Source organism: Allobosea sp. LjRoot9 (genome assembly GCF_964252745.1).
Lineage (GTDB): Bacteria > Pseudomonadota > Alphaproteobacteria > Rhizobiales > Beijerinckiaceae > Allobosea.
Genome location: NZ_CAXUPC020000004.1, coordinates 78,363 through 91,554, shown reverse-complemented (window position 1 = coordinate 91,554; position 13,192 = coordinate 78,363). Strand labels below are relative to the sequence as shown.

The following is a 13,192-nucleotide window of genomic DNA, read 5'->3' as shown; positions in this document are numbered from 1 at the left end:
CGACCTCCTACTTGATCGCGCCGGCAGTCATGCCGCGAATGAGTTTCTCGGAGAAGAAGACATAGGCGATGATGACGGGGATGACCGAGATCATCACGCCGGTCGCGATCATGCCGATGTCCTGGAAATGATCGCCCATGAAGGCGCGGATGCCGATCGGCAGCGTGCGCTTCTCAGGGTCGGTGATCAGCACCACCGCGAACAGGAACTCGTTCCAGAGCTGGATGAAGTTCAGGATCAGCGTGGTCGCGATCGCCGGCATGCCGACCGGCAGGACGATGCGCCAGAAGATCTCGAGGTCGCCATAGCCGTCCATCTTGGCGGCATCGAACAGGTCCTGCGGGATGCGGGCGAAGAACCCCTCGAGCAGGTAGACTGTCAGCGGCAATTGTAGGGAGACATAGACGAGGCTCAGGCCCAGCAGGCTGTTGTAGAGATTGTAGTCGACCAGGATCTGGTAGAGCGAGATCAGCGTGATCTGCGGCGGGAAGATGATCGACGAGAACAGGATGCCATAGATCAGCCGGTTGCCACGGAAGCGGTAGCGCGCCAGCGCATGCGCCGCTGCCGCCCCGATCAGCGTGACGATGGCGACGGCGCCAACCACGACCAGCGTCGAGTTCCAGAAATAGGTCGCGAAATCGGAATCGACCCAGGCACTCCTGAACTGCCCCCAATGAAACGGCCGCGGCCAGGCATAGTGGTCGGCGCTGATCTCGGCGGTGGTGCGCACCGACATCGTCGCCAGCCACAGGAAGGGGCCGAGCGTGTAGAGCGTGTAGATGCCCAGCACCAGGGCAAGCGCCCCCCGGCTGAACAGGCGCGGCATGGCCGCATGACGAGCGGCCTGATGAGGGACTGCGGCCATCTCAGTACTCCAGCCGCTCTTTTGTGCCCAGAAGGCGGTTGAGGATCACGACGGAGGCGCACACCACCAGGAACCACACCGTCGCGATTGCGGAGGGGTAGCCGAGGTCGAAGGTGTTCCAGTTGAAGGCGCGCTTGTAGACATAGGTCGAGACCGTCTCGGTCGCCCAGAGCGGCCCGCCCTGCGTCATGATCCAGACCAGGTCGAAGATCTTCATCTTGCCGATGAAGGCGAGGATATAGAGCGAGAGCAGCGTCGGCCGCAGCATCGGCACGATGATGTAGCGGAGCTTCTCGCCCCAGCCGCAATTGTCGAGTTCCGACGCCTCCAGCACCTCGCGCGGCAGCGAATGGATCGCGGCGAGGCAGACCACCATGTTGAATCCGGCCCATTTCCAGGCATGGGTGACGATCACCGAGGCCAGCGCCAGATTGGGATCGCCGAGCCAGGACGAGGCGAGGCTGTCGAGCCCGACCGCGCGCAGCATCACATTCAGCGCGCCCCAATCGTAGTTGAAGATCCACATCCACAGGATCGCGACCACGACATAGGAGAGCAGCACCGGCGTGAACCAGGCAACCCGCAGGAAGCGGGCGAAGGGCACGCCGGCATAGAGCGCCAGCGCCAGCAGCAGGCCGGTCGCGACGTCGAGCACCGGTGCGACGAAGGACCAGATCAGGGTGTTGCGCACCGCGATCCAGAACGTCTCGTCGGAGACCAACTCGCGATAATTGGCGAGGCCGACGAAGCTCGCCTCCACCCCTTCGATCGTGAAGAAGCTGTCGAAGATGGTCCGAAAGGCCGGATAGGCGGTCAGCCCGCAATAGACCAGAAGCGCCGGCGCCAGAAAGATCGCAAGCACGACGCGGCTCGCGCGGCGGGGGTCGGCGAGCGACCGGGCGGAGGTGGAAGCCTCCCGGCCGCTCGTCTTGACGTTCAAGGCCATCGCCTCCGGCATGATCGGCTCACTTCTTCAGGCAGGCGCCGTCCATCTTCTCGGCTGCCTCCTGAACGCTCAGCAGACCGGCCGGGAAGGCGTTGTTCATGACTTGCACATAGGTGTCGGCGCATTTGGCCCGATAGTAGAGCAGCGGCGTGCCGAAGAAGTATTTCACGTCCTTGTTGCGTGCGTTCAGCTCGGCGAAATAGTCCTTGCGCGGGCTGACGATCTTGTCCTGATCGGATTTGAGCCCGCTCTGGAGCGAGACCTCGCCGATCCATTTGGTGCCGTTCTCAGGCGTCGCCATCGATTTCAGCATGGCGCCGGCGCAATCCTTGTTCTTGCTCTTGGAGAACATCACGAAGCTGCCGCCGATCGCCAGCGTCTTGCATTGCGGACAATCGCCCTTGTCCATGGCGGGGAATTTCATGATGCCGAGCGGAAAATTCGCCGGCATGCCGCCCTTCTCGGGCTCTGCGAAAGCGCGCCCGGTGAACCAGCTCGGATCGGGGAAGGTCAGCGCGCCCGGCGTGTTGTAGAAGTAGAAATGCGACTCGCCGAGCTTCAGCGTCGCGAAGCTCTTGGGATAGGCGCCGGCGTCGACCAGTTGCTTGACCCAGTTCATCACCTCGACGACGCGCGGATCCTTGAACGGCAGCTCGCCATTGAGCAGCTTGGCGTAATCGTCGGAGCCGAGCTTGCGCAGCAGCGACTCGAACAGAAGCTGGCCCCCCGGGAAGGGCCGGTCGCCGACGCCTTGCGAAACCGGGGTGATGCCGGCGGCTGCGCCCTTCTTCACCAGGTCAAGGAACTGCGCCTGCGTCAGCTGGAAGGAGGCGGGCACATCCACGCCGACCTTCTTGACCAGATCCTTGTTGTAATAGAGCTCCACCGTATAGGCCTCGACCGGCACGCCATAGACCTTGCCCTTCGATGTCCATGCCGGCTTGGCCCAATCCTCCAGATTCGCCAGGTCGACATAGGAATCGAGCGGTTCCAGGAAGCCGCCGGCGAGGAACTCCGGCTGGTCCGGCTCCATGTAGAAGATGTCGGGCGCCTGCCCTGTCCGCACCGCCGATTTCGCCTGGGTGTAGATGTCGGCCTTGGGGATGAAGCTCAGCTTCACCGAGCACTGCTTGTTGTTGGCTTCGAACTCCTTCACCCGGGCCGAGACCCAGTCCTTCTTGGCCGGCTCGTCGGGCCAATTGCTCCACATGGTGATCTGCTTCTCCTGGGCGAGCGCGAAGCCCGCGCTACTGAGGGAAGCGGCCGTCAGGACGGCCAGACCGATAGCGCGAAGTCTCATGATGCGTCTCCTCCGAGGTTGGTCGTTCTTATTTTGCGGGCAGGCTACGCGGAGCAGCTAGATTGTCAATAATAATATGGAAATATCGCTTCAATCGCGCCATATCAGCAGTAGGCCCGCTTCATTATTGACAATAAAGCGCCGCATGCGGATGCTACATCATGTCTTGGCCGGTCACGGCCCTGGGAGGAACGACGATGGCCAAAGGCCTGCGCAAGGGACTGACGAGCTATGGCGACGAGGGGTTTGCGCTGTTCCTGCGCAAGGCCTTCATCAAGGCGATGGGCTATTCCGACGATGCGCTGGATCGTCCGATCGTCGGCATCACCAACACCTACAGCGACTACAACCCCTGCCATGGCAATGCGCCGGCCCTGATCGAGGCGGTGAAGCGCGGCGTCATGCTGTCAGGGGCGATGCCGATGGTGTTCCCGACCATCTCGATCCATGAAAGCTTCGCCCATCCGACCTCGATGTTCCTGCGCAATCTCATGGCGATGGACACTGAGGAGATGATCCGGGCCCAGCCGATGGATGCGATCGTCGTGATCGGCGGCTGCGACAAGACATTGCCGGCGCAGATCATGGCGGCCGCGAGCGTCGACCTGCCCACCGTCGTTGTCCCGGTCGGGCCGATGGTGGTCGGCCATCACAAGGGCGAGGTGCTGGGCGCCTGCACGGATTGCCGGCGCTTGTGGAGCGCCCATCGCGCCGGCGAGATCGACGAGGCCGAGATCGAGACCGTGAACAGCCGCCTGGCGCCTTCCGTCGGCACCTGCATGGTAATGGGCACGGCCTCGACCATGGCCTGCATCACCGAGACGCTTGGCCTGTCCCTACCGATGAGCGCGACGATTCCAGCCCCCCACGCCGAGCGTATCCGCTTGGCCGAAGCCAGCGGCGCGGCTGCTGCGCGCATGGCGGTCGATGGTGGCCCACGACCCAGCGAATTGCTGACGCCGCGCGCCTTCCGCAATGCGACGGTCGTGATGCAGGCGATCGGCGGCTCGACCAACGGCATCATCCACCTGACCGCGATCGCCAATCGCACGCCGCATCGCTACGACCTCGACATGCTCGACGAGATCGGCCGCAAGGTGCCGGTCCTCGTCGATCTCAAGCCCTCGGGCGCCCATTATATGGAGCATTTCCACCATGCCGGCGGCGTGCCCAAGCTGCTCGCCCAGCTCGGCGAGCTGATCGACCTCGATGCCGGCACGGTCGCTGGCGGGACATTGCGCGATATCGTCGCCAAGGCCGAGGATGTGCCGGGGCAGGACGTGATCCGGCCGCGCTCGGCCCCGATCAAGGCCGAGGGCTCGATGGCGGTGCTCTATGGCAATCTCGCCCCGGGCGGGGCGATCATCAAGCAGGCGGCGGCATCGGCGCGGCTGCTGCAGCATACCGGCCGGGCGGTGGTGTTCGACTCGGTCGAGGACATGGCGGCCCGCATCGACGATCCCGAGCTTGACGTCGGCGCGGACGACGTCCTCGTGCTCCGCAACACCGGCCCGAAGGGCGCGCCCGGCATGCCCGAGGCCGGCTATCTGCCGATCCCGAAGAAGCTCGGCCGCCAGGGCGTCAAGGACATGGTGCGGATTTCGGACGCCCGCATGAGCGGCACGGCCTTTGGCACGATCGTGCTGCATATCACGCCGGAATCGGCCGTCGGCGGGCCGCTTGCGCTGGTCGAGAGCGGCGACATGATCCGTCTCGACCTGGCCGGCCGCCGCATCGATCTCCTGATCGACGATAGCGAATTCGCGCGCCGCCGATCCCTGCTGAAGACCTCGCCTGCACCGGCGATGCCCAAGCGCGGCTATGCGCGGCTGTTCCAGCAAACGGTGCTGCAGGCCGATGAAGGCTGCGATTTCGACTTCATGGTCCGCCCGCCCGATGAGGCGTCGTGACCAGCGACGCCAGGGTCGAGGCGCCGCTATGCCTGCCACCGCATCCGCCCGGCGCCGCGCCGTCCCGGCCGCTGCCGGACGGGACCTGCGACAGCCACATGCACGTCTTCGGACCCCGCGACCACTATCCGCTGGCGCCGCTGCGCAGCTACACGCCCCATCCCCTGACGATCGACGACTACCGCGCTGTGATGGCGGCGTTGGGGATCGCGCGCGCCGTGCTGGTCCAGCCGAGCGTCTATGGCATGGACAACCGCGCCCTGCTCGACGCGCTGGCAATCGCTCCCGATCAGCTGCGCGGGGTGGTCGTGGTGCCGCCCGATATCCCCGATGGCGAACTCAAGGCCATGCATCGGCTCGGCGTGCGGGGCATCCGCATCAACCGCCGCAATCCCGGCGGCCTTGGCCTGAGCGCCATCGGAACACTCGGGCAGCGGATCGTGCGGCTGGGCTGGCATATCCAGCTCCAGATCGAACTGGCGACGTCGTGCGATCTCGATGTCCTCGTGCGTGGCTCCCCGGCGCCGATCGTGATCGATCATCTCGGCTTCGCCGATCCGCAGGCCGGCGTCGTATCATCGGGATTCCGGCAACTCTTGCGTCTGCTGGAAGACGGCCTGCTCTGGATCAAGCTGTCGGCGCCGTACCGAATGAGCAAGACCGGGGCGCCCTATGCCGACATGGCGCCAATCGTCGAGGCCCTCTTATCCGCTCGCCCCGATCGCCTGCTATGGGCAACCGATTGGCCGCATACCGAATTGTGGTCCGGGATGCCGCACGACGGGGACCTCCTGGTCACGTCGCCGCTCTGGCAGGCTCCGCCTGGCGTTCGCAAAGCCGTGTTCGTCGACAATCCCAACAGGCTCTACTGGGCCTAGAGCATTTTCGAGCGAAGTGGACACCGGTTCGCGTGAAGAAAATGCGATAAAACAAGGGGCTAAAGCGCTTCCGCGATTCGGAGAAACGCGGAAGCACTTTAGAGCATCGGTCCTGCATATCACAGGACTGTGCGGCATCCGACTAACCCTGCGCCGCGCTGCGCAAACGCGCGCCCCTGGGCTAGCAGGATGCCGGAAGCGCTCCTGTCTCAGGCGCTCAGCAGCCGCGCCTTGATGCGCTCGCGATGCGCGGTGTAGAGGCCCGATCCTGCGATGATCACCGCACCGACCAGCGTCCAGATGTCGGGCAAAACGGCGAACAGGAAAAAGCCGAAGATCGCGGCCCAGAGCAGTTGCATATAGGAGAACGGCGCCAGCAGCGAAGCGTCGGCATGGCGGAAGGCCTGCACCACCAGCCAGTGACCGATCGTCGAGGTGGTGCCTACGAAGACGCCGAGCCAGACCATCTCCGCCGTGAGCGGCTGCCAGGCGAAGGGCATCACCGCGCTGACGATCGCAAAGCCGATCACCGCAGAATAGGCCAAGGTCGTCAGCGGGCTCTCGGTCCGGCTCATCATGCGGGTCACGATCAGCGCGAAGGCCCAGGTCGAGGCCGAGACGACCGGCAGCAGCGAGGCGAGCTGGAAGCCGGCGCCGCCCGGCCGCACCACGATCAGCACGCCGAGCAGCCCGACCAGCGTCGCGGTCCAGCGCCGCCAGCCGATGGTTTCGCCCAGGATCGGGATCGACAAGGCCGTGACGAACAAGGGCGCGATGAAGCTCGTCGCCGTGGCGTCGGCGATCGGCAGGTATTTGAGCCCGATCACGAACAGGATCGAGGAGCCCGTGACGCCGAGGCCGCGCAGGAACTGCAGCATCGGCTTGCGCGTCCGCAACCGCTCCAGGCCGCCGCTGCGCGCCACGATGGCGAGCATGATCACGGTGAAGACGCCATAGCGCAGCCAGGTGATCTGCAGAGGCGGCACCGTGGCGGTGAGCAGCTTCGAGACCACGTCCGACGCGGTCAGGAAGAAGGTCGACAACAGGATCAGCCCGATGCCGCGAAAGGCATTGTCGCGACGCAGCGGCAACGCCGCCGTCACAGGCGGCAAGGGTGTCGGTTCTGGGTGGGGAGCGTTTGGCAAATCATCGACGCGCAGGATTGAAACCCGACGCTAATCGATTTGATCGGCCCCGCGTTGCGCAAAGATCGAACGGCGACCATGCATGGCCGCGTCCGGGCATGGGCACAGCCACAGGACCCATCAAGAAAAAGGCGGGCTTACGGCCCGCCTCGATCAGCAGATGACTGCGCCTCGCTTCACGCCGCCTGCTTGCGCGGCTGGATCAGCTTGCGATTGATCAGCACCTCGGCGATCTGCACTGCGTTCAGCGCCGCGCCCTTGCGCAGATTATCGGAGACGCACCAGAAGGCGAGGCCGTTTTCGACCGTGTTGTCCTCGCGGATGCGCGAGATATAGGTCGCGTCCTCACCGGCCGCCTCATGCGGGGTGATGTAGCCGCCAGGCTCATGCTTATCGATGACGAGAACGCCGGGAGCGGTGCGCAGCACCTCGCGCGCCTCATCGGCCGTGACCGGCTTCTCGCACTCGATGTTGACGCTCTCGGAATGGCTGATGAAGACCGGCACGCGCACGCAGGTCGCGGTCAGCTTGATCTTCGGATCGAGGATCTTCTTGGTCTCCGCCATCATCTTCCACTCTTCCTTGGTGAAGCCGTCCTCCATGAAGACGTCGATCTGCGGGATGAGGTTGAAGGCGATGCGCTTGGGGAACTTCTTGGTGGTCATCTCGCCGGCGGCGAAGATCGAGCGCGTCTGGTTGAAGAGCTCGTCCATCGCCTCCTTGCCGGCGCCGGAGACCGACTGATAGGTCGAGACGACGACGCGCTTGATCACATACTTGTCGTGCAGCGGCTTCAGGGCGACGACCAGCTGGGCGGTCGAGCAGTTCGGATTGGCGATGATGTTCATCTTGGTGAAGCCTGCGGCGGCAGCCGCGTTCACCTCCGGCACGATCAGCGGCACGTCGGGATGCATGCGCCAGGCCGAGGAATTGTCGATGACGACGCAGCCCTGCGCGCCGATCTTGGGCGACCATTCCTTGGAGACCTCGCCGCCGGCCGACATCAGGCAGATGTCGGTGTCGGAAAAGTCGTAATGCTCCAGCGCCTTCACCTTCAGGACCTTGTCGCCGAAGGAGACCTCGGTGCCGATAGACCGGGAAGAGGCGAGCGCTACGACCTCGCTGACCGGGAAAGCGCGCTCGGCCAGAATATCGAGCATCTCATGGCCCACATTACCCGTGGCGCCGACAATCGCGACCTTGAAGCTCATTGTGATGGTCCTTTTGGATGAAACCGGTTTGGTCTCCCCCGGGATGCCGGCCCGCTCGATGATGTGAAGCAGGTTCGGCGATTATCCCCGCCGGGGGGAGAGAACCCGGAACCGAGGCGAAGGTCAGCGCGACGTAACCGTTTTACCGGTCGTCGTTTTGGTCGTGCGTTTCGTCGTCTGACGGACGTTCACAGGGCCAATCCCGAAGGGCTGAAGGCTTCGCGTCGGCGCAAGGCAGGTTTCCCCGCGCGCCTTGCCGCAAGTCAAAACACCCAAGGCAGCCAAAAGTCAACGTCCCCCGCCGTTAACCCTGCTCCTTGACCTCCGATTTACGCTGTTTCCGGATCGCCCGCCGGCGGTAACCCGGCGCTGACTCCCCCCCGGCCAGTCTCCGCGCGAGTTGAGGACGAGCCGCGCACACGACGCGGCCTACAAGGTGAGTTCCGGTCGTGTCGCGTGATGTCACATCGATCCTGCTCGGCACGGTCCGTTCGCATTGGCCGGCGGTCGCGTCCGTCGCCAGGGCTGTTGGCCGGATCGCCTGCACCGCGATCGATCGAGTCAGGCCTCGTCTTGCGCGCTTCGGTCTGGCGCGCTTCGACGGCGTCACGACGCTGATCCGCTGCGCCGACGCGATCGAAACCGGCTTCGCTATGCTGCTGCGCGGCGCCTTCGCCGCTTTCGGCCGTCGCGGCTCGGGCCTGAGTCGCGGGTTGGGCCTGACCGGCGGATTGGTCTGGCGTGGGCTTGCCGCCCTGACCGGCATCGGCCTGACGGCGAGCCTCATCACCGCCTTGTCCGCTGCCGGGGATAGCGAGCCGCGCCTCGCCAGCCTGACGATTCCCGCCGCAAGCGAGAGCCGCCCGGTCCGCGACGTGCTCCTGGAGCCGCGCCAGCAGGCGCTCATTGGCGACAACTGGCTCAAGATCGCCCGACCGATCGCGATGTTCGGCCTGGAATCGCCCGAACTCGACCGTCAGCAGCCAGCCTATGAGGCGATGCGCAGCCAGGACGGCGCCCGCCGCCAGGACACGCTGAGCTTCGGCGCCTTTGATGCCGACAAGCCGCATCTGCGCTTGCGCCTGCTGGTCACCCATAACAACGAGGCGCGGCCGCAGCCTTTCGTCATAGCCTTGGTGCGCGAGGCCTCCGAGCGCGGCATGTCGATCCAGCGCAGCGGCGTTCCGACTTCGATCGAGACCCGCTTCGGCACGGTCGAGACCGCCGATACGACGCTGAGCGACGGCGACGCCAGCCGCCCCTGCATCGCCTTCCGCAGGAGTCCCGGCGACATGAAGAGCGCTGGCGACTTGCCGCTCGGCCTCAGCGGCTGGTGGTGCGGCGCGCCCAGTCGCCCGGCCGACCGCCAGCAGCTCGTTTGCCTGATCGACCGGATCGACCTGCTCGCCGCCGGCGAGGACAAGGCCCTGCGCTCGGCCTTCGCCCGCACCGAGCTCGCCCGCCAGCCGGCCTGCGCGCCGCCGCGCCTTTCGGCCACCGGCCGCAAGGCCTCCTGGCTCGACGCCGACGGCTCCGCCCCCGCGCTCAAGACCGCCGCAAGGCGCTGACGATTGACCTCAGAACGCGCGAAGTCCTCATCCTGAAGAGTGGACGAAATCCGCGTCTCCAGGGATGTTCCCGCGCCCTCTGAAGCGCCCTTCGAGACGCCGCGGGACGGCTCCTCAGGACGGGGGCTGTGTATCCCAAAACGACCCCTGAAATCGCTAGAAACGCAAAATCTCACTTTCGCGTGCGTTGCCTCTGGCGAAGGCGAACAAAACCGTTAACTACGAAGGTGTATCGTCGCGCCATCCCGCATCGTGACCGATGCCCCGCCGTTCGTCGCCTCAGGAGACCTTTCGTCATGCGTTCCTTCCAGCGTTTCGCCGCCGGCTTCGGCCTCTCGCTCGTGGCGCTGACCGTCGCGACGACGATCGCCGAGGCGCAGAATCGCCGTGGCCCGCTGCGCGTCACCGTGCAGAAGCGCAGCTATTTCGACCTCGGCAATGTCGTGCCGGTCGGCTCGATGAACAATTACGCCAGCCAGCATTTCGCCGCCACGCCGGTCTATGCCAGCACCGGCGAACTCTACGGCGAGGGCACCTTGCCGAGCCGCATCGGCTCCGGCGTCAACCCCTTCGCCAACAGCTTCTCGACCCCGCGCTTCTGAGACGGGCGTCATCCCGCACGCGCTGCAGCACGAAGTGCTGCTGCGCAGATGCGGGATCGCGCGACGAGAAGGCGCTTCTTTCTGATGACGGTCCCGTGTCTGCGCAGCGGCATGAATGCCGCAGCGCGCACGGGATGACAGCGCTCAAGAGCAGGATGCGAAAAAGTGGGAACCGGTTTTTCGCATTGATCCTGCTCTAACTCCTTGATGAGAGGCGGATTCAGATTTTAGACGGAGTCACTTTGTGACTCCGTCTAAAATCATCCGGCTCTAGGGCAGCGCCTTCAGATAGCGCACCGGCCGGCCCGGAGCCGCCGCCTGCGCGGCATGCACGATCGCATTCGCGTCGATGCCGAAATGGCGGTAGAGGTCGGCGACCGTGCCGGTCTGGCCGAAATGCTCGACGCCGAGCGCCTTCTGCTTATGGCCATGCACGCTGCCGAGCCAGGCGAGCGTGGCGGGATGCCCGTCCAGCACCGAGACGATGCCGCAATCGCGTGACAGCTCCCCGAGCAGGCGCTCGATATGGCTCGTCGCCTGCTGGTTGCCGCGCTGGCGCGCCCGCTCGGCCGCCTGCCAGCCGGCATTGAGCCGGTCGGCCGAGGTGATCGCGAGCAGGCCGACATCGCGCCGGTCCTCACCGAGCAACCCGACGGCCTCGATCGCCTCCGCCGCGACAGCGCCGGTATAGGCGACCACCACCGAAGCGTTGGGGCCGGGCTTGCGCAGCCAATAGGCGCCGTCGATGATCGCGTGCTCGAGCTCCGGCGTCATCGCCCGCTTCGGCTGCTCGAGCTGCAACGTCGAGAGCCTCAAATAGACCGAGCCGCCGGTCTCGTCGCGCAGCCAGGTCCGCTCATTGGGATCGCCTTCGCCATCCCGCTGCAGATAGTCGAAGGACCAGCGCATCATCACCGAAAGCTCGTCGACGAAAGCCGGCTCGAAGGCGCAAAGCCCATCCTGGCTCATTCCGATCAGGGGCGTGGCGATCGACTGATGCGCGCCGCCCTCGGGCGCGAGTGTGACGCCCGAGGGCGTCGCCACCACCATGAAGCGCGCATCCTGGTAGCAGGCATAGTTGAGCGCATCCAAGCCGCGCGAGATGAACGGGTCGTAGAGCGTGCCGATCGGGATCAGGCGCTCGCCGAAGATCGAATGCGAAAGGCCCAGCGCCGAGAGATTGATGAACAGATTCATCTCGGCGATGCCCAGCTCGATATGCTGGCCCTTGGGCGAGAACTCCCATTTCTGCATCGAGGGAATGCGCTCGTCCTTGAAGGTGTCGGCCATCTCCGCCCTGGCGAACAGGCCGCGCCGGTTGACCCAGGGCCCGAGATTGGTTGAAACGGTGACGTCGGGCGCGGTCGTGACGATGCGGTCGGCCAAGGGCCCGCCGCGCTTGGCGAGATCGTCCAGAATCTTGCCGAAGCCCATCTGGGTGGACATCGTCGCCTGGATGCCGGCCTCCAGCGTCTCGGGCACCGGCAATTTCGGTGCGCTCTTGCGGCGCCGGCCCTCGGCGAAGAACGGCACCTTGTCGAGGAAGGCGCGGATCTCGTTCTCGGGCAGGTTCAGCCCCTCGAACAGATCCCATTCATGGCCGGGCCGGACCGTATTGGCGGTCTTGAAGCCCTCCATCTGGTCCTTGGTCATCAGCCCGGCATGGTTGTCCTTGTGCCCGGCGAGCGGCAGCCCGAAACCCTTGACGGTATAGGCCAGGAAGCAGACCGGCCGGTCATGGTCGATCGCCTCGAAGGCTTCGAGGAGCGAGGGCAGGTCATGGCCGCCGAGATTGCACATCAGCCTGGACAATTCGGCGTCGGAGCGGCTTTCGATCAGCTTGGTGACTGGCCCCTGATCGCCGAGATCGTCCATCAGCCGCTTGCGCCAGGCCGCCCCACCCTGGAAGGTCAGAGCGGAATAGAGCTGGTTCGGGCAGGAATCGATCCAGGCCTTCAGCCGCTCGCCGCCCTTCTCCTTGAAGGCCGCCTGCTGCAGCGAGCCGTATTTCAGCGTGACGACGTCCCAGCCGAAATTCCTGAACATCTGCTCGAAGCGGTCATAGAGCCCCTCGCGGATGACCGCGTCGAGCGACTGGCGATTATAGTCGATCACCCACCAGGTGTTGCGCAGGCCGTGCTTCCAGCCCTCCATCAGGGCCTCGAAGATGTTGCCTTCATCGAGCTCGGCATCGCCGATCAGCGCGACCATGCGGCCGTCCTGGCGCTTCTCACCCCAGCCATGCGCCTTGACGTAATCCTGCACCAGCGAGGAAAACAGCGTCTGCGCCACGCCGAGGCCGACCGAGCCGGTGGAGAAATCGACGTCGTCGATATCCTTGGTGCGCGAGGGATAGCTCTGCGCGCCCTTGTAGCCGCGGAAATTCTCCAGCTTCTCGCGCGTCTGCAGCCCCATCAGATAGTTGATGGCGTGGAAGATCGGCGAGGCATGCGGCTTCACCGCGACCCGGTCCTGCGGCCTCAGCGCCGCCATGTAGAGCGCCGTCATGATCGTGCAGAGCGAGGCCGAGGAGGCCTGATGCCCGCCGACCTTCATGCCGTCCTCGCTGGCGCGGAGGTGATTGGCGTTGTGGATCGTCCAGGAGGCGAGCCAGAGGATCTTCTTTTCCAGCTCGGCGAGAATGGGCAGGCGCGGGTCCGACATGCATGTGCCTCCAAAAGAGGCCGTGATCATGCATGGTTTCCGCAGCGTTGGCAGCTAAAGACGTGAGCCGCGGCTTCCCCAATTGGTGGTTTCCGCTAAT

At 65.0% G+C, this 13,192-nt stretch carries 10 protein-coding genes; 4 read left to right on the top strand and 6 right to left on the bottom strand.

The window, feature by feature from the left end; translation table 11 throughout:
* Nucleotides 1–7 precede the first annotated feature (7 nt).
* Genes ACSQ3P_RS17715 through ACSQ3P_RS17705 form a run of 3 tightly spaced genes read right to left on the bottom strand, consistent with a single transcriptional unit; the run spans nt 8 to nt 3,114 of the window.
* A complete protein-coding gene (locus tag ACSQ3P_RS17715) occupies nt 8–868 on the bottom strand; it encodes a carbohydrate ABC transporter permease (RefSeq protein WP_436166838.1) in 861 nt (286 codons plus the stop codon).
* Between the two features lies 1 nt (nt 869).
* On the bottom strand, nt 870–1,826 hold the full coding sequence (locus ACSQ3P_RS17710; RefSeq protein ID WP_436166837.1) for a carbohydrate ABC transporter permease: 957 nt from the start codon (nt 1,824–1,826) through the stop codon (nt 870–872).
* 7 nt (nt 1,827–1,833) lie between these two features.
* Entirely contained in the window at nt 1,834–3,114 is a 1,281-nt protein-coding gene (locus ACSQ3P_RS17705) for an ABC transporter substrate-binding protein (RefSeq protein WP_436166836.1), read from the bottom strand.
* A gap of 197 nt (nt 3,115–3,311) precedes the next feature.
* Between ACSQ3P_RS17705 and ACSQ3P_RS17700 the strand changes: the two genes are divergently transcribed.
* The gene (locus ACSQ3P_RS17700; RefSeq protein WP_436167182.1) at nt 3,312–5,024 is read left to right on the top strand and encodes an IlvD/Edd family dehydratase; all 1,713 of its coding nucleotides are present in this window, start codon (nt 3,312–3,314) and stop codon (nt 5,022–5,024) included.
* Nucleotides 5,021–5,902 (top strand): amidohydrolase family protein, encoded by an 882-nt coding sequence (locus ACSQ3P_RS17695; RefSeq protein ID WP_436166835.1) that lies wholly within the window; start codon nt 5,021–5,023, stop codon nt 5,900–5,902. The genes ACSQ3P_RS17700 and ACSQ3P_RS17695 overlap by 4 nt, the downstream gene beginning before the upstream one ends.
* 209 nt (nt 5,903–6,111) lie before the next feature.
* Here the strand turns inward: ACSQ3P_RS17695 and ACSQ3P_RS17690 are convergent, their stop codons facing one another.
* Both ACSQ3P_RS17690 and ACSQ3P_RS17685 read right to left on the bottom strand, forming a co-directional pair.
* Nucleotides 6,112–7,014, bottom strand: a complete 903-nt coding sequence (locus ACSQ3P_RS17690) for a DMT family transporter (protein WP_436166834.1) — start codon at nt 7,012–7,014, stop codon at nt 6,112–6,114.
* A 209-nt stretch (nt 7,015–7,223) separates the two neighbouring features.
* Nucleotides 7,224–8,258, bottom strand: coding sequence for an aspartate-semialdehyde dehydrogenase (locus ACSQ3P_RS17685; RefSeq protein WP_436166833.1), 1,035 nt, complete (start codon nt 8,256–8,258; stop codon nt 7,224–7,226).
* A 449-nt stretch (nt 8,259–8,707) separates the two neighbouring features.
* Here ACSQ3P_RS17685 and ACSQ3P_RS17680 point away from each other — a divergent pair, with 449 nt between their 5' ends.
* Entirely contained in the window at nt 8,708–9,826 is a 1,119-nt protein-coding gene (locus tag ACSQ3P_RS17680; protein ID WP_436166832.1) for a hypothetical protein, read from the top strand.
* 296 nt (nt 9,827–10,122) lie between these two features.
* Nucleotides 10,123–10,428 (top strand): hypothetical protein, encoded by a 306-nt coding sequence (locus ACSQ3P_RS17675; protein ID WP_436166831.1) that lies wholly within the window; start codon nt 10,123–10,125, stop codon nt 10,426–10,428.
* 270 nt (nt 10,429–10,698) lie between these two features.
* Here the strand turns inward: ACSQ3P_RS17675 and ACSQ3P_RS17670 are convergent, their stop codons facing one another.
* The gene (locus ACSQ3P_RS17670; RefSeq protein ID WP_436166830.1) at nt 10,699–13,092 is read right to left on the bottom strand and encodes a transketolase-like TK C-terminal-containing protein; all 2,394 of its coding nucleotides are present in this window, start codon (nt 13,090–13,092) and stop codon (nt 10,699–10,701) included.
* Nucleotides 13,093–13,192 lie beyond the last annotated feature (100 nt).

Bases quoted from the DNA above. Each gene is read 5' to 3' on its own strand.
- ACSQ3P_RS17715 (WP_436166838.1), bottom strand. From the start codon at position 868: ATGGCCGCAGTCCCTCATCAGGCCGCTCGTCATGCGGCCATGCCGCGC.
- ACSQ3P_RS17710 (WP_436166837.1), bottom strand. From the start codon at position 1,826: ATGCCGGAGGCGATGGCCTTGAACGTCAAGACGAGCGGCCGGGAGGCT.
- ACSQ3P_RS17705 (WP_436166836.1), bottom strand. From the start codon at position 3,114: ATGAGACTTCGCGCTATCGGTCTGGCCGTCCTGACGGCCGCTTCCCTC.
- ACSQ3P_RS17700 (WP_436167182.1), top strand. From the start codon at position 3,312: ATGGCCAAAGGCCTGCGCAAGGGACTGACGAGCTATGGCGACGAGGGG.
- ACSQ3P_RS17685 (WP_436166833.1), bottom strand. From the start codon at position 8,258: ATGAGCTTCAAGGTCGCGATTGTCGGCGCCACGGGTAATGTGGGCCAT.
- ACSQ3P_RS17675 (WP_436166831.1), top strand. From the start codon at position 10,123: ATGCGTTCCTTCCAGCGTTTCGCCGCCGGCTTCGGCCTCTCGCTCGTG.
- ACSQ3P_RS17670 (WP_436166830.1), bottom strand. From the start codon at position 13,092: ATGTCGGACCCGCGCCTGCCCATTCTCGCCGAGCTGGAAAAGAAGATC.